The sequence below is a fragment of the Cytobacillus oceanisediminis genome, from assembly GCF_022811925.1.
Lineage (GTDB): Bacteria > Bacillota > Bacilli > Bacillales > Cytobacillaceae > Cytobacillus > Cytobacillus oceanisediminis_D.
Genome location: NZ_CP065511.1, coordinates 5,240,284 through 5,264,826, shown reverse-complemented (window position 1 = coordinate 5,264,826; position 24,543 = coordinate 5,240,284). Strand labels below are relative to the sequence as shown.

The 24,543-nt window shown below is 44.0% G+C and carries 17 protein-coding genes; 12 read left to right on the top strand and 5 right to left on the bottom strand.

Annotated elements, in window-relative coordinates; translation table 11 throughout:
• Positions 1-5: 5 nt before the first annotated feature.
• From IRB79_RS26365 to IRB79_RS26350, 4 genes are all read left to right on the top strand, one after another.
• Positions 6-1,073: a M42 family metallopeptidase gene (locus IRB79_RS26365; protein ID WP_243506084.1), complete on the top strand. Its 1,068-nt coding sequence runs from the start codon at positions 6-8 to the stop codon at positions 1,071-1,073.
• 542 nt (positions 1,074-1,615) lie between these two features.
• Positions 1,616-2,740 (top strand): hypothetical protein, encoded by a 1,125-nt coding sequence (locus IRB79_RS26360; protein ID WP_243506083.1) that lies wholly within the window; start codon positions 1,616-1,618, stop codon positions 2,738-2,740.
• Positions 2,741-2,844: 104 nt separating this feature from the next.
• Positions 2,845-3,960 (top strand): mandelate racemase/muconate lactonizing enzyme family protein, encoded by a 1,116-nt coding sequence (locus IRB79_RS26355; protein ID WP_243506082.1) that lies wholly within the window; start codon positions 2,845-2,847, stop codon positions 3,958-3,960.
• A 12-nt stretch (positions 3,961-3,972) separates the two neighbouring features.
• Entirely contained in the window at positions 3,973-5,394 is a 1,422-nt protein-coding gene (locus tag IRB79_RS26350; protein ID WP_243506081.1) for a YfcC family protein, read from the top strand.
• 48 nt (positions 5,395-5,442) lie between these two features.
• Here IRB79_RS26350 and IRB79_RS26345 read toward each other — a convergent pair whose 3' ends face one another.
• Complete coding sequence (locus tag IRB79_RS26345; RefSeq protein ID WP_243506080.1) at positions 5,443-7,410, bottom strand: M6 family metalloprotease domain-containing protein; 1,968 nt, start codon at positions 7,408-7,410, stop codon at positions 5,443-5,445.
• 407 nt (positions 7,411-7,817) lie between these two features.
• On the opposite strand from IRB79_RS26345, the gene IRB79_RS26340 reads away from it, so the two are divergent.
• From IRB79_RS26340 to IRB79_RS26315, 6 genes are all read left to right on the top strand, one after another.
• Positions 7,818-9,611: a sigma 54-interacting transcriptional regulator gene (locus tag IRB79_RS26340; protein ID WP_243506079.1), complete on the top strand. Its 1,794-nt coding sequence runs from the start codon at positions 7,818-7,820 to the stop codon at positions 9,609-9,611.
• 151 nt (positions 9,612-9,762) lie between these two features.
• Entirely contained in the window at positions 9,763-10,959 is a 1,197-nt protein-coding gene (locus IRB79_RS26335) for an iron-containing alcohol dehydrogenase (protein WP_243506078.1), read from the top strand.
• A 15-nt stretch (positions 10,960-10,974) separates the two neighbouring features.
• Positions 10,975-12,327 carry a GntP family permease gene (locus IRB79_RS26330; RefSeq protein WP_243506077.1) on the top strand — a complete coding sequence of 451 codons (1,353 nt, stop codon included), beginning with the start codon at positions 10,975-10,977 and terminating at the stop codon, positions 12,325-12,327.
• 48 nt (positions 12,328-12,375) lie between these two features.
• Positions 12,376-13,833 carry a CoA-acylating methylmalonate-semialdehyde dehydrogenase gene (locus IRB79_RS26325; RefSeq protein ID WP_243506076.1) on the top strand — a complete coding sequence of 486 codons (1,458 nt, stop codon included), beginning with the start codon at positions 12,376-12,378 and terminating at the stop codon, positions 13,831-13,833.
• A gap of 143 nt (positions 13,834-13,976) precedes the next feature.
• Positions 13,977-14,945, top strand: a complete 969-nt coding sequence (locus IRB79_RS26320) for a methyl-accepting chemotaxis protein (protein WP_243506075.1) — start codon at positions 13,977-13,979, stop codon at positions 14,943-14,945.
• A gap of 20 nt (positions 14,946-14,965) precedes the next feature.
• Positions 14,966-16,963: a HAMP domain-containing methyl-accepting chemotaxis protein gene (locus IRB79_RS26315; protein WP_243506074.1), complete on the top strand. Its 1,998-nt coding sequence runs from the start codon at positions 14,966-14,968 to the stop codon at positions 16,961-16,963.
• A gap of 503 nt (positions 16,964-17,466) precedes the next feature.
• Here the strand turns inward: IRB79_RS26315 and IRB79_RS26310 are convergent.
• The 4 genes from IRB79_RS26310 to IRB79_RS26295 form a co-directional block, all read right to left on the bottom strand.
• The gene (locus IRB79_RS26310; protein WP_243506073.1) at positions 17,467-17,739 is read right to left on the bottom strand and encodes a hypothetical protein; all 273 of its coding nucleotides are present in this window, start codon (positions 17,737-17,739) and stop codon (positions 17,467-17,469) included.
• Positions 17,724-17,984, bottom strand: coding sequence for a CGCGG family putative rSAM-modified RiPP protein (locus IRB79_RS26305; RefSeq protein WP_243506072.1), 261 nt, complete (start codon positions 17,982-17,984; stop codon positions 17,724-17,726). Before IRB79_RS26305 ends, IRB79_RS26310 begins: the two co-directional genes overlap by 16 nt.
• Positions 17,985-18,044: 60 nt before the next feature.
• The gene (locus IRB79_RS26300) at positions 18,045-19,013 is read right to left on the bottom strand and encodes a nuclease-related domain-containing protein (RefSeq protein WP_243506071.1); all 969 of its coding nucleotides are present in this window, start codon (positions 19,011-19,013) and stop codon (positions 18,045-18,047) included.
• 382 nt (positions 19,014-19,395) lie between these two features.
• Positions 19,396-21,903, bottom strand: a complete 2,508-nt coding sequence (locus tag IRB79_RS26295) for an NEW3 domain-containing protein (protein WP_243506070.1) — start codon at positions 21,901-21,903, stop codon at positions 19,396-19,398.
• Between the two features lie 338 nt (positions 21,904-22,241).
• Between IRB79_RS26295 and IRB79_RS26290 the strand changes: the two genes are divergently transcribed.
• Positions 22,242-23,429: an ROK family transcriptional regulator gene (locus tag IRB79_RS26290; protein ID WP_243506069.1), complete on the top strand. Its 1,188-nt coding sequence runs from the start codon at positions 22,242-22,244 to the stop codon at positions 23,427-23,429.
• A gap of 14 nt (positions 23,430-23,443) precedes the next feature.
• Positions 23,444-24,538 (top strand): extracellular solute-binding protein, encoded by a 1,095-nt coding sequence (locus IRB79_RS26285; protein ID WP_243506068.1) that lies wholly within the window; start codon positions 23,444-23,446, stop codon positions 24,536-24,538.
• Positions 24,539-24,543: the final 5 nt, after the last annotated feature.

The window sequence follows — 24,543 nt, the reverse complement described above, 5'->3', positions numbered from 1 at the left end:
TCACTGTGTATGAATTATTGAAAGGCTTGTGTGATATTGTTGGTCCCAGCGGTTTTGAACAGGATGTTCAAAGATTTATCTTAAATGAAGTGAAGGATTATGTGGATGAATATCACGTTGATTCAGTAGGGAACCTGATTGTGAAAAAGAAAGGGAATAACCCGGATTTTCCTTCTTTAGTCATTGCAGCTCACACCGATGAAATTGGGTTTATTGTCAAAAAGATTGAAGACAATGGGTTAATTCGATTTGAGAAATTAGGCGGATTCGATGACCGTATTCTTTTATCATTGCCAGTTAAGGTCCGTTCTGAAAAAGGCATTGTGGATGGAGTGATTGGAACCATTTCAGCCCACTATGTGAAATGGGATGATCCAAAGCGCATATCCAGCCACCGTGATCTTTATATTGATATCGGAGCCAGTACAGCAGAAGAAGCCGTGGAAATGGGAATAAAGGTTGGACAGCCCATCAGCTATGGCACAGAGTTCAAAAAAATAGGAAATAACCGCGTTATTGGCAAAGCTTTGGACGACCGGGCAGGCTGTGCCTTATTGATCCGCTTACTTCAAAATATCGGAGGAAATGGGGCACAGCATGGCGACATCTACGGGGCTTTTACTGTTCAGGAGGAAGTTGGATTGAGAGGGGCTTCCGTTGTATCTGCTGCCGTAGATCCTGACTTTGCGCTGGCACTTGATACAACGCCAACCAGCGACACATTTGATGTCCTGATGACAGGCACGAGAATCCTTGGCAATGGCCCTTGCATCAAAATCGCTGATAAATCACTGATTGCCCACCCGCTTGTCACTCAGCACCTCGAAAAAGTGGCGGCAGAAGGGAATATTCCATATCAGCATGAAGTCTTCATGGGAATCGGAACTGATGCTGGAGCCATACATATGACAAATAAAGGCGTCACAACGGGTGTGATCTCGATCCCGTCCCGCTATACCCATACACCAATTGAAGTGGTCGACTTGGATGATATGGAGAATTCCTACAAACTGCTGCACGACTTTGTTGTGACATTGAATCAGCTGAAGGGAAAGACGTTTTTAGATACTTAATTGTTTAAGGTTGGTTCTTTCAGAAAGAAAAAACCTGCATTAGCGGCCTGGCAGTGAATTTTACTGCCGGGCCTTTTTGCTTTGGCAAAGTAAAATCAATCAAACGTTTGATTGAACCCAGGAAACCCCTGCAAACACTACATTTTCGGATGAGAGAAAGGTTTATGCCCTCTGTCTTTCTTTAAAAGAAAGTATTTTGGACTGCCATAGACATTGCTGCAGTGGTATTTTTCGAATATTTTAAGACGTGTTTTCTTTGATGAAAATCAGCATTGGGAAAAATTTATACCAACATTTAAAGGAAATACTTGATTGAGTAGGATTATAAGGTAATTGAAATATGTGATAATATCAAAATATCGATATAGGCAAAGCAGGTGATTTATTTGTTATCAATCGGTATTGTGGGTTCCCAGCAATTTATTGATGAAATCAGCAAATACTATAGGCTTTACTCAACTTTTAAAATAGTTTCTTATACATACACTTCTCCCAGGGAGTTAGATGCTCTGATAGAGTGTGCGGTTAAGGAGTGTAATTTTTTGATGTTTTCAGGCATCATTCCTTATCGCTATGCCAAGAAAATTTTAAATCGGTACCCTATAGGGTCCAGCTATCTTTCTTTTAATGAAAATATGGTAGCGTTATCATTGTTGTCTATCCATTACCATCATTCTCTTAAGCTGAGCGAGGTATCCATCGATTTGCCGAGAGGAGAATTCTTGGAAGGAGTTTTAAGTGAGGCCGGAATTGCAGAGAGTGTAATCTATGTAAAAGAGTATCCTTGGATATATGATTTTCTGGAAGAAAAAGAGTTATCGATAGAAGAATTCGTCACATTTCACGCTAATTTATATGAGCAGAAGAAAACTGCATTTTCCTTAACGAGCATTCATGCGGTTTATGATCAGCTTCAGGAAAAAGGAATTCCCTCCATGTTTATGGTCCAATCGATTCCAACATTAAAGGAGGGGCTTGAAAAGGCCACTACACTTGCAGAGCTGAACCAATCAAAAAACTCGCAGGTTGCGGCAGTTTGTTTTAAAAACACTGAAAATGAAAATATTAAACAATTTGCAAAATCCATACAAGCAAAGGTCATCTCAAGTGATTCAGGACTTCAGCTCGTTCTTTCCAATCGGGGAGTACTGCAAACACTGATACTGAATCAAAAGCTTGCAGGTTTTTTTTATGAAATGATAACGATTAATAGGAAATCCTCAATTGGGATTGGGTATGGATACACTGTGAAAGAGGCAGAATCCCACTCTCTCACTGCATTGGACTTTGCAGATAAGAAACCTGGTGAAGGAGCAGTCTATTTATTGGATGAGGAAAAAAAGCTGACTGGTCCTCTATTTCAAAACGAAGAGCGATATTCTTTGAAAAATGAAGATCCCTTGGTGAAGAAATTAAGCAGCGAGTTAAAAATGAGCAGCAAAAACCTCTCAAGATTTCTTTATTTTCTGCAGGTGATTGAATTTAGGCCATTTTCATCACATCAGCTAGCCGATTATTTCAGCATCAGCAGAAGATCGGCTGAAAGAATGATAAAAAAGCTTTTGGATCAGCAATTACTGCAGGTGGCAGGGGAGGAACAGCCCTATGAGCAGGGCCGGCCGCGTTCATTATATCAAGCTGGCAGCAAGCTAAAAGGGCTAAGGTAAAGCCAGGTATTTCTTGACTGTTACTGAATTTTCAGTATATTATAAAGCATATCCAATTAGCGACACCTTAACGACAACTAAAATTTAATGTGAGGGCTGGTTTTATGAAAATAGTAAAAGCTGAAATCTTCGGGATCCACTTACCTTTAAAAGAACCGTTTATTATCTCATATGCAACATACGATTATATGCCATCCATTATTGTTCGGCTTGAAACGGATAATGGATTATTGGGTTATGGGGAAGCGGTTCCGGATGAACATGTAACAGGAGAATCTTTTCACAGCACATCTTCTTTGCTGAAGCATACGCTTTTGCCTGCTATCATCGGATTTTCTCCTCTTAACATGGAGAGTCTGCATCAAATGATGAATGAGCTTATAAGCTTTAATCCTTCTGCCAAAGCTGCCATTGATATCGCATGCTATGACCTTCTGGGAAAATACAAACAGGAGCCCGTTTATAACTTGCTTGGAGGCAAGCATCACGAAACTCTTACATACCCCAAGGTGCTCAGCATTGAAGAACCTTCAGTGATGGCAAATAAAGCTAAAGAGGCAATAGCACAAGGTTATCAGTCTTTGAAACTGAAAGTAGGCAAAAATTATTTAGAAGACTGCAAGCGAATCGCCTATGTACGGGAACAGGTTGGGATGGAAGTTCCGATCAGAGTGGATGTCAACCAGGGCTGGAGAAATGTTTCTATATCACTTCAGGCGATTAAACTGCTTGAGCACCTCAATGTCTCCTGGATTGAACAGCCGATTAAGATGGGCGATATTCATGGTCTCGGAGAAATCAGACAAAAAACAAGCACACCTTTGATGGCGGATGAGAGTATCCATTCCGGTGAAGATCTTGTTGAAATCATTCGAAATCAGGCCGCAGATAAAATTAATATAAAGCTCATGAAGTGCGGCGGTATTTATCCAGCTATCCATATGGCGAAAGCAGCTGAATATGCGGGAATCGAATGCCAGATTGGTTCGATGGTAGAGTCCTCAATCGGTTCAGCAGCAGGCTATCATGCAGCTATTTCGAGAAGGAATATTATCAGTACCGAACTGACAGGACCATTATTATTCAGTAAAGACATTGGTGATTTGAAGTATGAGATTCCGTTTGTTCATTTGAGTGGCAAGCCTGGACTTGGTATTACGGTTAATGAAGAAATTTTAAAAGAGTTAACCATTCAATACGATTCTATTGAAAAAGGATAAGGAGGAACCGGGATGAAAATAGAATCACCCCATCAGGAGGTTGTGGCTGAAAAGAAAAGGAAAATTCCTCATACGTATGCCATCATCTTTGCCATCATTATTCTGGCAGCCATCGCCACCTATCTTTTGCCAGCAGGACAGTTTGAAAGAGTGGAACAGGATGGAAGAACAATAGTGGTTCAGGATAGCTATCAGGTCGTTGAATCAAACCCCATTAGTTTTTTTGAGTTATTTAAAGCCATTCCGGAGGGCATGTCTAAAGGCTCTACCATCATCTTTTATATTTTCCTGGTTGGGGGCGCTTTTGGGATTATCCGTGAAACCGGAACGATTGAAGCCGGAATTCATAAGGCAGTAAGGAAGCTGGAGACGAGAGAAAAGCTGCTCATACCTATTACCATGATTATTTTTTCAATCGCAGGAGCTACCACGGGAATGGCGGAAGAAAGCATTATCTTTGTGCCAATTGGAATCGCAATTGCAAGGGCGATGGGGTATGATGCCATCACCGGGACAGCCATGATCAGCATCGGGGCAGCCAGCGGTTTCATCGGAGGGATGATGAATCCATTTACGGTGGGGGTCGCCCAGTCCATTGCAGAAGTTCCCCTTTTCAGCGGAATCGGCTTCCGATTTGCTGTTTATATTTTCGTTCTTTCAATGGCAATTTTTTATGTCATGAGGTATGCAGCAAAGGTAAAAAATAACCCTGAAAAAAGCGTGATGTATGATATTGAAATGAAGGAAAAAGAAAAGCAAAGGGACCGGCCAGCTGGACAATTTGAGGAATTCAACCTTCGTCATGCTCTCGTACTCCTGATTATTGCAGGCGGCCTCGCCTTCAATATGTATGGTGTTTTTGAATGGAGCTGGTATTTAACGGAGCTGACGGCATCCTTTATTATTATCGGTTTTGCATCGGGCATCGTTGGGGGCATTGGAATCAATCGTATGTTTGACGCCTTTGTTGACGGTATGAAGCTTGTGGCATTTGGGGCACTGATTGTTGGATTTGCCAGGGCTATTCTGGTTGTGATGGAAAACGGACTGATCATTGATACGATGATTAATGGGCTTGCTTCGGTGATTAGCACGCTCCCAAATACATTAAACGCTGTTGGCATGTTCTTTGTTCAAGTAGTGATCAACTTCTTTATTCCTTCGGGAAGCGGGCAGGCAGCTACAACCATGCCAATCATGGCTCCGCTTGCTGACTTGCTGGGAATCGAGCGCCAAGTAGCGGTACTTGCCTTTCAATATGGGGACGGCATCACAAATTCCATCATTCCAACATCTGCAGCACTGATGGGTTACTTAGCTGTTGCGGGTATCCCATATGAGCGATGGGTAAAATTTATTTGGAAGCTTATCATAGGGTGGCTGATGATTGGTGCACTAGCATTAGTTGCGGCTGTGCTGATAGGGGTTCAGTAAGCGCGTAATAAAAGGGAGACACCAGAATATTTGGGTCTCCCTTCATCTTTATTTTCCAGCACCAGGCCCAATTCTTCGAATGGCAGTTGCTGATTTGGTCGAATCTGTTTCAGATGCAGTGGTAAATGTAAGGTTTGTCGGTACCGGCTTGGTATTTGGAATTTTTACGTAGACCGGAACTTCCACCGTTTCCCCAGCTTGTACCTCAATCACGTTATTCTCAAGCATTAGCTCCCATCCAGCCTCTGTTTTAGCATTAAGGCGGAAGAGATCCGCAGATTCACCCGTATTGGTTACCTTGAAGTAATAGGCTGCGACCTTGCCGGGAGCGGCAAACTCGGTCTTGCCTTTCTGGGCTGTAACGCCTCGAGTGAAGGAACCGGAACCATCCATATTTCTGACAGCGACCCGGTAAGAGAGTGCACCTTCGTCATCCAGTTTCTTTTTTAAAATATAGAAATGAAGTCGGTTGTGCTCGTCCTTATATTCGCTCACAACGCCCTCTGCTGTACCTGCTTTGAAAAGGGAATCGGAAAGCTGCCGGTAATCCCCTTTTGAGTACATGGCTTCTGTCCCATCTGGACGCTTAAAATCGACCTGGTTAATATCTTCTGAATGAGAATCGATGACCCAAATGTTTGGCGCTGCTTCTGTATTTTTTGTTTTGGCAAGAAGGACACCGGAATCAGGAGTAAAGGAGTCGAACCCTACGCGATCCACAACTTCTACCGTATAGTTGTTGTACCACTTTTCCCCGCGCTGCATATCTGCACGCCAATCATCTTCCAGAGAGTTTTTTGGCGTTAAGTCCTCCATGCTGATGTTTATGCCGTGAAGCCCGCTGCGGCCAAATTCTTCTCCTGCCGGAACGGCCCGTGCCAGGATATCAGCAAACACAGGTCCAGATTCAGCCAAGTCTTCGCGGTTGATGTTCAGGTACTGGTCTTCAGATAAAAACCCTTGTTTGATTTTGTTGCGGAGCATATGATGTGATGGTGCAGATCCACCCAGGGTAGGAAGTACCATCCATCTTGTATGCGGCCCCGCAGGCCCATTGAAGCTCCCGCGGCTCATTAATTCCCATGGTCCGGAGTAGGAGCGGGAAACAGGCTTTCCGTAAGGGTTATTGTAATTATCTCCGAGATTCATAATATGTCCAAACTCATGAGCGAACGTGCCCATTCCATCATTTTCACCTTGGATTGAGACACCGCGGCTTGCGCTGGACCAGATGCTTTTTGCTGCAAGCCAGGAAGTCCATGGTACATAGCGTGTATTAGCAGAATTAGGGAATCCTTCGAATGGAGGGCCGAATTCCTTTGATACATCCTCTGCCGTCTGGAACATCATTTCTCCAAATTCCTGCCAGACACCTGATTCGTCATAGCCGGCATGGAGGATAAAGGTAAAGTCGTACTCTTTGCCGGAAGCCTCGATGTCAGCTTGTGCTTTAGCAGTGGCTTCTGCTCTTAAGTTTTTTCCGGCGTATTCACCAGGCATATTTCCCTGCTGTCCGAATTCATTTAAACCATATTGAAATTCATTGAAATCCATACGGTAGGTGCCAAAGGAATCCAGCTCCACTGCCCATTTTCCATATGAATTTTCTCTCCAATATTCATTTATCGTCCGATAGTTATTCAGAGGCTGCGGCTTATTAAGAAAGTCCACCCAAAATTGGCCGATTTCATCACGGGGAATGCTGCCTGTACCAATTGGGTTCCCTGCTATTTCAGATCCCTCTGGCTGGCTTAAAATAAATTCCCGATCTGGAAAGTCGACAATGACAAGTGCTCCCCTCAGCACCCTTTCCGGCTCAATATCGGTGCTGTTCCAATTGATTCCGGGAATGGGACGGTAATCTTCCCAAGTCATCTCCTCGGGCAGAACCCATGATTCCCTATCTTCAGGTTCTGGGAAGTCTTCAAGACCTGGTTTTTCTGCGTATGCAGCAGAAGAAACGGTTAACATAAATAAAGTTGCTAGCAAAACAAAAGATTTCTTTAACTGCCTCAACTCTTTCGCCTCCCTAAATCTAGTATTCTGGTAAATTATACAATTAAATTTCGGGTATAAAAATATAAAATATTTAAAATATTCAAAATGATATAGAAGTCATAGGTAGTAGGATCTGTCTGTACCTCATAATTAGAATAAGGAGGCCATCTTGGACAACTTTTTGTTTCGTTTTCACTCTGCTTAAGTTCTGCCCCATTGTATGATCGCCTATGATTCTAGTTGAGAGATAAGTATCTGAATGACGTTAAATATTCATTTTGGCTGATAGAATCAAAATTTTATCCCTATCTAAATATCCGAATGACTGATAAATCCCACATTTTACATTCTCACAGTGGCAATCCAACTTACTGCAATAAAATAGTGTTATAATTTAGAAAATTACGACTGGAGGAGGCGGCAAAATGCCTAAATCTATGTCTTTACATAACGATGAACTATTTCAAGTGAAAAACTGGATGACACCCAGCCCTTTTTGTATTCAGCCGGGGCAAACACTGGCAGAAGCGGCAAAAATGATGGTGGATCTTCATCTGGAAAGCCTGCCAGTACTGGATGAGAAGAATAGGTTAATCGGTATGATTACATCAAGAAAGCTGCTTAACTACTTTGCCAAGGGCAATTCAGGGGACGCCTTAATTGGCAGTATTCCTAAATCGAACTTGGCTGCTGTCCGGCCAGATGATTCAATTCTTGATATTTTGTCCCTGCCATATAATCAGCTTCCTGTCATAGGTAAAGATGGCAAACTGCTAGGCATTCTGACAGCCAGGGATATCCTTGACGGGCTCTCCAAATACCTGCATAACCTGAGGCAGAAGCATAATGCAGATGGTGCCCTGGGCGCAATTTTGGAAAGTGCATATGAGGGGATAGCGGTTGTTGATGAAAACGGCATCCTGCAGGAATTCAATGAAGCGTACAGCCGTTTTACCGGAATTAAACGGGAGGATGCGATTGGCAGGCATGTGACAGAGGTAATTGATAACACCCATCTTCATGAGACGGTAAAGACCGGAAATGCCGAACGCGGGGTTCTTCAGAACATCCAGGGGCATGACATGGTAGTGCACCGGATTCCGCTCTGGAAGGAAGGCAGGATTGCCGGGGCCATTGGAATGCTGATTTTTGAGGGAGTAACCGAAGTATATAAAATCTATGAAAAGCTGCAGGAAAATCAAAATGCTAAGCCGGATCTTTTCACAAAGAAAAAGGAAAGTGATAGCCGGATTACAATTGATCAGATCATAGGGACAAGTGAGGGGATTACGAATGTAAAGCGGCTGGCACGGAAGGCGGCAAGGACAGCGGCTACTGTTCTGATCACGGGTGAAAGCGGGACGGGAAAAGAGATGTTCGCGAAAAGCATCCACCACCTCAGCCCCTTTTCGACCGGACCGTTCATCAGTGTGAACTGCGGGGCGATTCCCGAGCCTTTATTCGAATCCGAATTGTTTGGCTATGAAGAAGGTGCATTCACTGGCGCGAAAAAGGGCGGCAAGCCCGGAAAATTCGAACTGGCAGACAACGGTACTATTTTTCTTGATGAAATCGGGGAGATGCCGCTTGTCATGCAGACCAAGCTGCTGCGGGTTCTGCAGGAAAAAGAAGCCGAACGTGTCGGCGGTGTGAAGAAGTATCGGATCAATGTCAGAGTAATTGCAGCGACAAACCGTGATCTTATGCAAATGATTGAAACCGGGGAGTTCCGGGAGGATCTATACTACCGGCTGAATATTATACAGCTTCACATCCCGCCGCTGCGTGAACGGAAAAAGGATATCCCCGTCCTGCTGATCCATTATCTGAGAGAGATTTGTGAGAGGTATCAGGTACCAGGAAAAATCTTCACCTCTGAAGCGGTGAATGCATTTGTACAGCATCCATGGAGGGGGAATATTCGCGAGATGGTCAATACGGTAGAGCAGCTGGTAACGCTGGCGGATGGGAAGGTCATTGACTATCATCATTTGCCGGAGGTGCTGAAAAGGCCTGAACCTTCTGCTAAGGAAGGGAAAGAACCCTCATTAGCTGCCGGATCCATAGAAGAAGCCAAGTTTCTGGGAAACCAAAAAGAATCGGAATTGATTCTTGATGCCTTAAGAAAGGCGGGCGGGAATAAATCGAAGGCAGCTGATTTACTTGGGATTCATCGGACAACCCTCTACCAAAAGCTGAAAAAACATGGAATAACATGAATGAAGTGTAGTGATTTCGCTACAAAAAATCTACATCTGTAGTGTAGTGACTACACTTTTGCAGAAGTAAAACACTGATTTTACTGTGTTTCATAGTTGGCACGCTCCTTGCAAGTTTAGAAGTAATAGAACAAAAGGGGTGGAATGTTCAATGGAGAAACCAGCAGTTTTCCGGGTGCCGGAAGCAATCTTTTATGGAAGGGGATCTTCCGAAAAAGTTGGGGCTGAAGCGGCGCTTAGAGGGAAAAAAGCATTAATAATCAGTGACAAAATAATGGATCAGCTTGGTTATGTAAGCGAATGCAGAACCTTTCTTCAGGAAGCCGGAGTAAAAAGCGAGGTATACCTTGGGGTAGCATCTGAACCAACTGATGAGTATGTGGCAGAAGCATTGGCGCTTTTTCAAGAAGAACAATGTGACCTCGTCATCTCAGTAGGGGGCGGCAGCTGTATTGATACGGCGAAAGCAATCGCCGTTCTGGCTACGAATGGCGGCTATATCGGCGATTATATGGGGGGAAAGAAACTGGCCCAGAATGCACCAGTACCTCACATTGCCATTCCGACGACAGCTGGGACAGGCTCTGAGGCAACAGATGTAACAGTCATCACGAACTCATCCAATGATGTAAAAATGATGATCAAGCAGCCTGCCTTCATGCCAAGTGCAGCGATTGTGGATCCTTTACTCACGATATCTTCACCGAAGAATGTTACATCCGCAACAGGGGTGGATGCACTAAGCCACGCCATTGAAGCGTATCTGTCCAAAAAAGCACATCCGATGACCGATACGATGGCCATATCGGCAATGAAATTGATTGTGGGAAACATTTTAACCGCTTACAATGAGGGGCAAAATATCGATGCCCGTGAGGCGATGAGCCTTGGTTCTCTCCAAGCTGGAATGGCGTTCTCAAACGCATCCGTATGCCTTGTACATGGAATGAGCCGTCCCATTGGAGCTTTATTCCATGTGCCGCATGGAATCTCGAATGCCATGCTTTTGCCGGCCGTATTGGAATTCAGCCAGGAAGCATGTGTGGATCGCTTAGCAGATATCGGGCGAATTTTTCAGCCTGATAATGAAAGCCTTACCAAAGAAGAAGCAGCTGAAATCGCTGTTCAATCCGTTAAGAATTTGTGCTTGAAATTAAATATTCCTAACTTAAGAGGATGGGGAATTGATGAAGAAGCTTTTAAGGCAGCTGTAGAAAAAATGGCAACAGATGCGATAGACAGCGGCAGCCCTGGCAACAATCCAAGAGTGCCGACTCAGAGCGAGCTGGAAGAGTTATACCATGTTTGCTATGAATATCAGTTTTCCTCTGAAACAGAGAAAGTGTAACAGGGGGACATTCAGATGATTGGAATGCTGGGGTTAATCGCTTCACTGATTCTATTAATGTATTTAACAATGAAAGGCGTAAATATAATTATTGCCGCCATCATCAGCGCAGTTGTGGTTGCTCTTACAGGAGGACTTAATCTTGAGGCTGCCCTGACAGAGCATTATATGACAGGCTTTACAAATTATTTTTACTCCTGGTTCCTAATCTTCCTGCTTGGGGCAGTTTTCGGGAAAATTATGCAGGTAACCAAGGCGGCTGACAGTATTGCGAATTGGGTTAAGGATACACTGGGCCCATCCAGAGCTGTATTTGCTGTCGTGGCCGCAGCAGCAATTATGACATATGGCGGCGTCAGCTTGTTTGTCGTAGGCTTCGCGGTGTACCCAATTGCTGTTTCCTTATTTAAAGTGGCCAATCTGCCGCATCGTTTTATCCCGGCCGCATTGGTGTTCGGTTCGATTTCGTTTACGATGACAGCACCGGGCTCGCCGGAAATCCAAAACCTGATTCCAACTGAGTTTTTCGGAACGAAGCCGACTGCGGGCGGAATCATTGGAGTGTTAATGGCATTAATCATAATGATAACAGGCGGTATTTTACTAAGCCGAATGGTGAAAAAAGCGGTTCAAAATGGAGAGGTATTTTCTTTGCCGAATCAGCCGGCCGGTGCTGCAAATGAGTCGGCGGCTGCTCTGGAAGCGGAGCTGTCCATGCAAAGGCCTGATGCTGCTCCTTCAGGGAAGGACTTCCCGCATGTATTGATGGCGATATTGCCGCTGGCTTCTGTTATTGCGATTTTGAACACAGCCGCCAACTTTACTTCGTCAACGGCTGCCGCTTTAATTTCCCTGACGAGCGGAATCATTTTGGCATGTGTATTGATGATTAAATACCTGGTTGGATTTTGGGAGGCTTTGGCAAAGGGTGCCCAAGATGCTTTAGTCGCCGCGGCTAATACGTGTGCGGTTGTGGGCTTTGGAAGTGTTGCCGCCCAGGTTGCTGCCTTTGATACATTCGTTGATGCTCTGGTCAATATTCCGGGACCTCCCTTAATGGGACTGGCGATAGCCGTTACGCTGATTTGCGGGATTACAGGTTCGGCTTCAGGCGGTTTGGGGATTGCCCTTCCGATTCTGGCGCCTATGTATATGGCCCAAGGCCTGGATCCTGGCGCGATGCACAGGATTTCAGCACTGGCTTCGGGCGGCCTGGATTCACTTCCGCATAATGGCTATGTCGTAACGACGATCCGGGCGATATGCGGGGAAACCCATAAACGCGCCTACTGGCCAATTTTCATCTTGAGTGTTGCGATGCCAACGGCTGTATTATTCCTGGCAGTGATCTTATATTCGATTTTTTAAAAGTCTGGGTGACTGATAGATTTCTAATTTTGAAAGGAGTTTTTACTTATGACAGCGACAACAACAAAGGTATTAAAGAACTTTATCAACGGCGAATGGGTAGATGCAAACACGGATAAATTCGAAGTGGTGCCAAACCCTGCAACGGGCGAGGAGCTTGCGCGCACACCGATTTCCACACGTGAAGATGTCGATAAAGCTGTTCAGGCTGCGAAAGAAGCGTTTAAAACCTGGAGCAAAACTCCGGTGCCAAAGAGAGCGAGAATTCTATTTAAATATCAGCAATTATTAGTAGATAACTGGGATGAGCTTGCGAAATTGATTACACAGGAAAACGGCAAAAACTATAAAGAAGCATACGGTGAGGTTCAGCGCGGAATTGAATGTGTGGAATTTGCTGCAGGCGCGCCATCTCTTATGATGGGCAAGCAGCTTCCGGACATTGCGACGAATATCGAATCGGGCATGTACCGCTACCCGGTTGGCGTCATCGGCGGCATCACGCCTTTCAACTTCCCGATGATGGTTCCGTGCTGGATGTTCCCGCTTGCGATTGCGTGCGGTAATACATTTGTGTTAAAGCCATCTGAGAGAACGCCAATCCTTGCTAACCGCCTGGCAGAGCTGTTCACTGAAGCCGGCCTTCCGGCTGGTGTATTCAATATCGTTCATGGTGCGCATGACGTGGTAAACAGCTTAATCGACCATAAGGATGTACCGGCGATTTCATTCGTTGGCTCCCAGCCTGTTGCCGAGTATATCTATAAATCTGCAACCGCAAACGGCAAACGTGTTCAGGCGCTTGCTGGTGCTAAGAACCACTCCATCGTGTTGCCTGATGCAGACCTTGATGGCGCGGTTAAGGAAATTATTGCTGCTGCTTACGGTTCAGCAGGTGAAAGGTGCATGGCCTGCTCTGTGGTAGTAGCCGTGGATTCCATTGCCGACGAGCTGGTAGCGAAATTGAATGAGCAGGCGGGCCAGCTGACAATCGGAAATGGCCTGGATGAAGAAGTTTTCTTAGGGCCAGTCATCCGCCAGGAAAACAAGGAGCGTACAAGCGGCTATATTGAAATTGGCGAAAAAGAAGGAGCAACCCTTGTCCGTGATGGCCGCAAAGATGAAGCATACCACGAAAACGGCTACTTCATCGGACCGACGATCTTTGATCATGTGGATCCATCAATGAAGATCTGGAAAGAAGAAATCTTTGCTCCAGTCCTATCAATTGTGCGTGTAAAGAGCCTTGAAGAAGCGATCGAGCTTACGAACAAATCAGACTTCGGAAATGGCGCATGCCTATTCACTGACAGCGGAAGCAGCGTCCGCTACTTCAGAGAAAACATCGAGGTCGGCATGCTCGGCGTTAACATCGGCGTACCGGCGCCAATGGCCTTCTTCCCATTCTCCGGCTGGAAAAATTCGTTCTACGGAGACCTTCACGCAAACGGAACAGATGGAGTGGAATTCTATACAAGAAGGAAGATGCTGACGGCCCGCTGGTAAAAAAAGAGAAAAGAGGCACCTGCAATGAAATGCAGGGTGCCTCTTTTTTGTTAATTACATAGTCCTATATATTTTAAAAAAAGAGTGCAAAAGGTCACAAAATTTCACGTTTTCTGTCGATATAATAAAGGAGTATATAGGAGATGGGGAGATCAATGATGTTTGGAAAAGGAAAGTTGAAGCAGCTGGAGGAAGAAAAGCGGGAACTGGAATCAAAAATTCAGGCTGCTGAAGAAGAATTTCAGCGCAGGGAAAAATATTATCAGACACTGATCCATTCTTTTAATGAAGATTTGACGAATACGGTGAGCCAGCATGAAATGGTCAATGGACAGCATTACATGCTGGGAGACCTGGTTCTGAAAATTAAAGACGGTTTTGAAAACGTAAAAAGACATAGTGAAGCTACTTTTACAAACAGCCTCACTTTATCGGATAAAGGGGGAAATCTGATCCAGTCTGCAAAAGAGATGGTAAAAATCTCGGAGGAAGGCCGCGGATCCGTCAGCAAGTCTGAACAGCTGATTAAGCAGCTGGGAGAGCAATTAGAAGTGAATTCACAAAAGATGGAGGCGCTGAGCAAAAGGTCAAAAGAAATCGAGATGATTGTTCAGGTCATTAAAGATATCGCGGATCAAACAAATCTCCTGGCACTAAATGCATCCATCGAAGCGGCGCGCGCAGGCGAGCAGGGAAAAGGATTTGCAGTGGTAGCGGATGAGGTCCGGAAGCTGGCCGAAAGTACAGCGACGAGCACGGCTAATATCAGTTCCCTGACGAAAAATATTCAGGACGATATTGAAGCAACACTGAACTCAACAGTCGCAAGCACCGAATTAATTAAAGATGGCATGTCCCTCAGCGGGCAAACTACCAGCAAAATTGACTCAATCACAAACATCATCCATACGGTGGAATCAGAAGTCAGTGAAGTGATTGAAATGATAAATATTCAGAAGGGGTATTCCCAGGAGGTGGCGGATGAGATTTCAGAAACGAAGTATGTTTTTGATCAAGTAAAAGAACTTATCCAGAGGCATATTGACGATGCAAGGGTTGTTGACGAGAAGCTCGAAGGTGCCATCTCGCAGGTTAAGGCGGTAAATTACTAAGTTTTCAAAAGGGGTCAATTATGAAAAAGAAAAAACAGAAAGAAAAAGGGTCGCTGTTTTCATTTACGATTAGAAAGAAATTATTGCTCTCATTTATTATTATTCTATTAATTCCTTCCATTTCTATTGGATACATTTCCTATCAAAAAGCGCAAGATGAAATAACAAGCCAAATTGAAATGAGTGCGGATGACAATGTTAAGATCCTTGACCAATTTATCATGGACTTTATAAAAACAAAAATGGAAGATGCGAATCATTTTTCAAAGCGGATAAAAAAGGATTTTTATACTGCAGAAGAATTAGAGGAGACGAATAAAGCCTTTAGCCAATATAAAGAGCTGAATCCGGAGGCAGTCGCAATTTATGCAGGCTCTGAAAATGGCGATTTAGTCATCTATCCTCGTGCAGATTTGCCAGCTGACTTTGATGCCACCACACGCCCCTGGTATCAGGGTGCTATGGAGGCAAAGGGGAAAGCCTTCATCACAGAGCCTTATGTTGATGCTGTAAGCGGAAATATCCTCATCACTGTAGCCCAAAAGCTTGGCGACAGCTCTGGTGTTATCGGGATTGACTTAAGTCTCTCTGCTCTAAGTGAGCTATCCAATAACATTAAGATTGGGAAAGAAGGATATCCTGCTATTTTAAGTGCAGAGGGCAGCTTTTTAGTGCACCCGCAGGAGAAGCCGGGCACACAGGCAGAGGGAAGCTGGCTGCCGGAAGTCCTGGAAAAGGAAAAAGGACAAGTCCAATATACACTTGATGGCGAAAAGAAAGAAATGCACTTTACCACCAATGGACTGACAGGCATGAAGGTGCTTGGCACAATGAATCTGGAAGAAGTAACATCAGCCGTACAGCCTATCTTAATGTCGACGATTATATTCATAGCCATTTTTGTACTTATAGGTGCACTTATTTCATATTTTATTGTCCGTTCGATTACACGCCCGCTCAATCAGCTGATTGCAGCAACAGATAAAGTCAGCGAGGGAGATCTGACCCAGAAGTTTGAGGTTAAAAATAACGATGAAATCAGCAAACTGGGTATCAGCTTCAATAAGATGGTCGCCTCGCTTCAGCAATTAATCAACCAGGTAAGTGAAAAAGCGGTTCATCTTGCTTCATCATCCGAGCAGCTGACGGCAAGCTCCGAGCAGAATAACATGGCAACAGAGCAGGTGGCCAACTCCATCCAGGAAGTAGCATCAGCTACTGAGCAGCAGACGGAAAAAGTGAAAGAAAGCACTTCTGTTGTAAAAGAGATGTCCGGACGCATTCAGCAGATCATGCTGAATACAAACGTTGTGGCCCAAACCGCCAATGAGACAAATGAAGTGGTTATAAAAGGAAATGAAGCAATCGACCTTTCCACGAACCAGATGAAAAACATTAATTTAACAGTTTCAGAATTAGGTTCCATTGTTCATACATTAGGGAAGCGCTCGGAGGAAATTGGCCAGATTGTCAATGTTATTTCCGAAATTGCCGCTCAGACGAATTTGCTCGCACTAAACGCAGCCATTGAAGCAGCGAGGGCAGGCGAGCACGGAAGGGGCTTCGCCGTTGTAGCCGATGAAGTCCGCAAGCTGGCAGAACAATCATCCAAATCGACGGAAAGCATCCGCGAACTGATCTCAACCATCCAAATGGATACTAGCAAAGCCATTACTTCCATGGAAAAAGGAACAGCTGAAGTGGAAAAAGGAATTGACCTGGTTAACAATGCAGGAGATGCCTTCAGCCACATCCAGCAATTTGCCGACACTGTCTCAGGCCAGATCGCTGAAGTTTCCTCATCCATCAAGGACATGGCCGAAGGTGCCGACCAGGTGGTAGAACTCGTAAGCGCAATCGAAGAAATAGCCGCTGTTACCACAGCCGAAAGCCAGGACGTATCCGCTGCTACTGAAGAGCAGCTGGCGTCCATGGAAGAAATTGCGGCATCTGCTGCTTCGCTTTCAGGGATGGCGGAGGAGCTGCTGGATTCTATTAAGAAGTTTAAAGTGAGTTAAATAGAAGGACCCGCCGGTTTGGCGGGTCTGTTTTTATGTGGCCGCGGGTTCAGAATGTGAACCCTGCAAAAAGAGCACGGAAACATACAAATAGATGCTTAACCCTGCAAATAGGGCTGGAAATTCTGCAAATAGAATAGGTAATTTACAAATAGTTAGCTGGATTCTGTAAATAGATGAACTGCATAAGAACGGGAAACGGCTCGCTTAATTGATTTGCAAATAGAACCGGGGATTCTGCAAATAAAACGGAGTATGCTGCAAATAGCAGGATGAATTCTGCAAATAGAACTGGAAAAGTGCAAATACCAAGCTGCTACCTGCAAATAGGCGAGCAGCAATAGATCGGGGATCAGTCTAGGATTATCAAATTGCAAATACAATCTTAGATTTTGCAAAAAGAACTGTGAACTCGCAAATAGATTCAGGCTTCCTGCAAATAGATATATTCCTCCCAAATAAAAAAAGCTGCAAAAGCGTATCCAGCGCTTTCGCAGCTCCGTTTAAGGAAAATAGATATCAAGACGATTCTTATCTCTCCGCATAATATAGTAATTTTGAAAATCCTCGCCTATCAATATATTACGATATTTCTTCGAATTGATAGTTACGATCCGTTTTCTGTTTTTGATAAAGTAAATTGTCCCCTGGTGAACGTAAATATTAAAGCTGATTCCATCCCGATCAATAAGCTCCTCTTCATAATAATAATTCAAAATGACATGCCTGTTCTTATAATCACACAAAATCGTCAGGTCCCTCACTTGATTTTCCATACCCTCAAAACATACCCCCCGCATCCGCATTGATCGATAAATTGAGGGTCCACTTTATTTCCGAAGTATATGAGCAGTGCTTCAGTTAGATAGTTATCGGGATTACCTAACTCAGCTGGTGTGACTATATTGACATAATATCCTTTAGCTGTCTGGCTTACTGCCGCAATCGCATCGTTGATCAGAAGCTCCAAATCACTAGCGTAATTACCATGCTCAAGTGAAATAGACCAGTTCTTTTCCATATTAGCACCTCAATTTAACCTGATTATAAATTAAATTATTGGAAAAATTTGTGAGATTAATCACTGTTCAGGGGATTTTTCGTAAATTCGGTGTCTTTTATTTCTTTTAAATGAAAGGTTCATCCTGGAGAGCAATCTTGAAGCCGCATAGGGGGATGGTATATGGGTGAATGAGCGGAATTGCGAGTTGGTAATTGACGGCTTAATAAGCCGGAAGTAGTCTTGGACTGCAGCTTCATGTGCTAACGAAGAGGAAAACAAACACATTGGGCAGTGCCATTTCCCCCAATGGAAAATCATCGGAAGGGAAGTGCATTTAGGACAGCTAACACCAGTGAGAATTTCTTCAGCTGAAACATTGAAGTGCTCGAGAATCTCGGATTGTGCAGGGTTATGTTTTTTTAACAAAGTCCGGCATAGCTTCCGTATCTCCTTAGAGTCAGTTTTTTCTTGAGGGAACTTATTTTCAATGCCATTCATTTTGGATAAAAGGTGATGAGAGTGTAAGACTCTCTTAGATATTTGCAGCGGGTCGGTCTCTGCCTTAATAATGGTAGAAGGATGGCTGATTACAACTAAAAATTCCAGTGGAATATCAGGAAATCCATTAAGACCAAGCCAGTTTCTAAACTGATTCGTCTGATGCCGCGCTTGTGAAAGGGGGTCCGGAAATCCTTCCTCTTTATCATTTTGGATGCGGATGACCTGCTGGAAATGAGGGCTGAAAATCAAGGTTCCTGTCCAATTTTTAACTTCCAATATGAGTGCAAAATTTACAGTGAGCAGCAATGCATCGATTTGAAAAAAATGCGATCCGTTTGATAACCTCAAATCATGAAAAATCCAATACTTTTTAGGTTCAAGAAAGCTTAAGTAATAAAATAATCTTTCTTCTCCTTTAAATCCCGCGCTTCTCTTTTTATATTCTGAGATTACTTTCTCACGTGCGGGATGATGTTCGGGGATTCTTCTTAACAAAGCTTCAAGCTGGAGATTCAATTCTGGGACTTTCAGACTTTTACTAATCAAGTATAGCTCTCCTTTCTATGTTTACTTAGTTATTTTCGATATAAATGTCTATATACCTTTTTTACATGGGAGACTATTTGCAGATTCTCTAACTCTATATGCGAGTGTTAGACAATGGCTGTTTCCCGAATATTTTATTAGCAGAAAGTAGGCTGCTATATGCAAATTCCCATTTCTATTAGCAGAAAGTAGGCTGCTATTTGCAAAACCACCCTTGCTAGTTGCAGCCTCCCCACTCAATTTGCAAAGTCCACATTCATGGAAGGGACGAGGGGACGTGTTCCATATCCCAAATGTACTTTGGGGACAGTTAACCTGTCCCCATGTCCCACCCATGTCCCGATCAAAAAGAACAGCCGCATACGCGGCTGCCCCTAATAAGTTATTCATTTTGACCGTAGCTGATCAAGTTCGTGAAAATGCGGTAGCCTCCCGGAACCTGGCCTTGAATCTGGCGATAGAATACCAGGTTAGTATAAAGGTAGGTACCTTCTCCGTAATCGGCCATGAGAATGCCGCCATCAAATGGCTCCTCGTTTGGATCACCCATGCGCACGAAGGTTTCAAAGCGGTCATCCCATTGCATTGGATAGTATAATCCTCTTTCCTGAATCCAGTTGGCCCAGTCGTCTTCAGTAATGTTATTTGGATAGTTGAATAGCGGCGATTCAGACTGCAGAACGGTAACAGGTGCATTTTCATCGGTTACCCTCCACCTGATGGATGGGTTTCCAATAGTCAGAGGGTATGGTGCAGTGTCTTCTGTCACCCAGCCATCGTTCGGCTTATGGTATTGGACCACCATATGCCCGCCATTTGCGACGTATTCTTTTAAACGTTCATTATTTGCTGTTAAGTCTTCACGTGACAGGTAGGCACGGATACCAACAACGATTGTATCGTATTGGCTTAAGTCCCCTGAAGCAAGATCGGTCTCAGTAAGCTTCGTCACATCGAGTCCTGCATTGGACAAGTAATCTGCCACTTTGTCAAAGCCGCTTTCAATGTAGCCGACCTTTAATCCTTCTGGTGCCAGCAATTCAAAGGCGACCCCATTTACCTGGGCTGGATACAGGTAATAAAATGTTCCGATATGGTCATATTGAATTTCTTGAACTGTTGAATCAAAGGTCTTTCCATTTACGACTGCCTCGGCGGATAGTTTGAAGTCACCTTCCTGAATATCTGCAGGCGGGTTAAGTGTAAAGGTAACCTCTTTTTCCTCCAATGAAGATTCGAAGTTAACTGCAGCATTTTCCGGGCTGACTGACCATCCTTCGGGAACATTTAAGGATACGGAAGCTTGGGCTGCTCCTTCACGGTAATTTTTCACTTTTACATTGACAGGCACTTCTTCCTGAACGTCAGCGGTATTTATAACCAGATCTTCAGGAGAAAGGGTAAGGCCAACGTCTGGCAGAACGGCAATGGTGCCATCCAGTTCGGAGACAGTCACTGTCTTTGCACCAGCAGATTCATAGCTGACCTTTGCCTGAATGGCAGGGGTTTCGTATGCATGGTAATACTCTGCATCAGCTGGAACATGAACGTCAAAGGAAACTTCGGCGGTTTTACCAGGTGCAAGGTCAGCGGCTTTAGATTTATCAGAAACCTTCCAGCCCTCTGGAGTAATCAGTTCAACATCTGCATTCTTCAGCTTCTGGCTGCCATTATTCGTTAACGTGACAGTAACAGCCGTTTCCTGCCCTTTTGTCAGGATGTTGGACTCCGCCTGTGCTTTGATCTCAAGGTCGGAGGATACCAGGCTCACATTCAGCAGCTGTTCTTTTTTCACTTCAAGCTTATGAAGCAGATCTGACTTCAGCTGGGAATCAAGCTTGGATTTCTCTGTTTTCTTTACTAAACGGTCTGCTTCTTTTAATGCTTGCTGCGTCTTGCTGAATACCTGGCTATGACTAGGATAGCTGGATATAATTCCATCCAGGCTTTTTTGGAATTTTGTAAAGTGCACCTGCAATGCTTTTTCTTTCTTAGGGAGAGTTTTTGCCCATTCGTTAAAATCATATGGGATACCGGCAAAAAGATCCTTGCTGCCATTTGTTTCAACCGCACTATCTACTAACTCCAAATGCGTTTGTCTTGGGGCGACAGGGATGTCATTGCCCATTCCCTGGCTTTTGTGCATATAGCGTGATTCCTCGCCGATTTGCGGATAGGACATGCCGTAGATAGGGTCAAACATGCCTATTTCAATCGATGTATCTGCTGTATCTTTATTTTCTGCCGGCAAATAGAACTTTTTTGTCTGCCAGACGGATAATCCCTCTTTTAATTGTTCAGGAAAAACGTTAGGATCTGCGGCATCTTTGAAGGCTTCCTGGCTGAGAATGGTCATTGTGCGGTGGTGCCCGTGCTGGGTATCCGAATCTCTGAAGGATGGCATGACAATATCTGGCTGGTAAGTACGAATAAAACGGATTAATCTTTCATAAGTAAGGTCCTTGCCCCAGTGGCTCAGGGTTTCATCCTTAGTCTTGGAAAAGCCGAAATCATAGATGGTATCAGAGGTTGTTTCACTTAAATGGTAGGCTTTAACTCCGGTGATTTTCGCTGCTTCAATCATTTCGCGGGAGCGGATAATTCCAAGGCCGTTCCCAAGCTCCTGCCCGATTTCATTCTGGCCGCCCTCGCCGCGGTTGGCGATCAGGCTTGAGGTTTTAACACCGAGTCCTCTTGATAAGTAAGCAAGAAAGTCACTGCGCTCATCGTCAGGATGTGCTCCTGTATTCAAAAAGCTGACCGTTGTGTCCAGCGGCTTCACTGCACTCCACAGGTCGGGGTCATGCTCTTCTGACTGGGCACTTCCGCTGAGAGGCAGCAGGGAGAGAATTACCGCTAAGGACAAAAAATAAACAAAGATTTTTTTCAATTTGTGTAACCCCTTTCAAAATGGTTTAACAGCGCTCCTCTTACACTCCTTTCGTCATAGGTCTAAAGCAGGTTAGTTAAATATCCTAACTAACTTCAGGCAACTACCCGCCTAATAAATTTCATAATAGGGGAAAAATGCTAATATTTCAATATTCGAAAAATTAATTATATTAAAATCCTTCTTTAGTCATAGAAATGATCACAATTATCATAAAATTAAAAATAATGGGTTGTAAACGGTTACCATGTAAGTTATATTGAAGTTAATTAGTAATATTTACTAACCAAATCAATTAAGGCCGTGATGTGATGAATTTTAATGGGACACCTATGCAAATGAAATCAATCAATAAAAAGAGAGTACTTCAATGGATTCAGGAAAATTCACCGACTTCAAGGGCCGAGATTGCTGCGAAGATTTCCATAAGCAAGCCGACTGTTTCTTTGCTGGTAGATGAATTGATAGGGGAAAAGTGGGTGTATGAAAAGGGGATAGGCGAATCGTCTTCACAAGGCGGGAGGAGGCCGATACATCTTTATTTCAACGAAAAAGCGGCTTATGTAATCGGAACAGATATCGGCGGCACGAAAGTAAAGACAGTTATTAGTGATCTAGGTGGCAATATCGTTCATTCCAGCAGTTTTTCAACTTGTCAATTTTTAGAATCAGGACTTTTAAAACAAATCGCCAAAGAAGTTCATTCCATGCTTGATGATTGCCATATTCCCTTGGATCAGGTGCTTGGAATGGGAGCGGGGGTTCCTGGAGTTACGCAGACATCCAATGGGGTCGTCTTAGAAGCACCAAGTTTAAATTGGATTCGGTACCCGTTCATAGCGGAAGCAAATAAATACTTCCCTTTCCCGATTCATGTGGACAATGATGTGAATGTTGCAGCACTTGGGGAGCAATGGCTGGGAAACGCAAAAAATAAACAGAATGTTCTGTTTATGGCGGTTGGAACTGGCATTGGAAGCGGAATTATTATCAATAATCAGCTGTACCGCGGGTATTCAAATGCTGCTGGCGAGATGGGCTATATGGTAACGGATAAAACAGATATGAAAAAAGACTTTAAGCCAATCTTTCACCGCTACGGTTATTTGGAAAGCGTCGCCGGCGGAAAATCAATCGGAAAAAAACTGACGGAAGTCATTCAGCAGGATCCGGATCATCCTGCCTTTTCTCAGGCAATGAAGGGAGAGCTGCCGGGGGAAATGGCCTTTGCGCTTGCGAAAAAAGGCGACACATTAGCCATTACGGTCATTGAAGAAGCCATTGAACATCTGGCTTATGGAATCATTAATTCCGCGAGCTTATTGAATCCGGAAGTCATTATTTTAGGAGGTGGTGTTCTAAAATCATCTGATTACATTTTGCCCAAATTGGACAGAATCGTGAATCACTATCTTCCAAGTTCAGTAGAATTGAAGACTTCACGATTAGGTGATAATGCGGGAGTCCTGGGTGCTGTTTCACTCTTTTTGCGGGAGCATGAAAGTATTATCAAATTTTCTTTATGAGGGGGATTTTTTCAATGAAAAATAAGAAAAGGGCATCGATATTAACCACTTTATCTATTTCGGCTGCATTAATGCTTTCAGCCTGCAGTTCAGAACAGGGATCCAGCTCAAGCTCTGAGAAGGAGCCGGGAGAGAAAGAGAATAAGCTGGAAGAAAAGGTAGTTATCTATTCACCGCATGGAAAGGATATTCTATCAAAGTTTGAACAGCAATTCGAGGAAAAATATCAGATTGATGTGGAATGGCTTGATATGGGATCACAGGAAATCCTGGACCGGATCCGATCCGAGAAAAACAATCCACAGGCTGATGTCTGGTGGGGAGCGCCATCTGTAAACTTCGATCAGGCAAAGGATGAAGGACTGTTAAAGCCATATGAGCCTTCATATGCAGGAAGTCTGGCAGAAGGCTTCCATGATCCTGAGTGGCACTGGTCCGGAACAAGCCAAACACCGGAAGTCATTATGTATAACAGCAAAGAATTATCAGAAGATGAAGCGCCTAAAGACTGGGATGAGCTTCTGGATCCGAAGTGGAAGGATGAAATCATCATCCGCTACCCGCTGGCATCCGGAACGATGAGAACCATTTTTTCAGCCATGATTTACCGCGACTTTAAGGATTCCAAGGATACAGCGGCCGGTTACGAATGGCTTGAAAAATTGGATGCCAACACGAAAGAATACGCAGCAAATCCTGAAATGATGTACAACAAGGTGGCCAAAGGGGAAGGAAAGCTATCTGTCTGGGCAATGCCTGACGTTGTCATGTTAAAAGAAAATAAAAATTATCCATTTGAATTCATCATTCCGGAAAGCGGAACACCAGTCCTGACAGAAGGGATTGCCGTTGTGAATGATGCTCCGCATCCGAAGGCGGCTGAAGCATTCTATGAGTTTGTCAACACACCTGAAGCAGCCAAAATCCTTGCTGATGAATTTTACCGCATTCCAACAAGGGATGATGTGGAAGGGCTCCCTGAATGGATCACAAATACAGAGATTAAGAGCATGGAGATCGACTGGAAAGTATTCCAGGAAAACAGCGACAGCTGGATGAAGTATTGGGATGAAAACATTAAGAGCGGAGAAAAAGAAATTAAAGAATAGGAAGT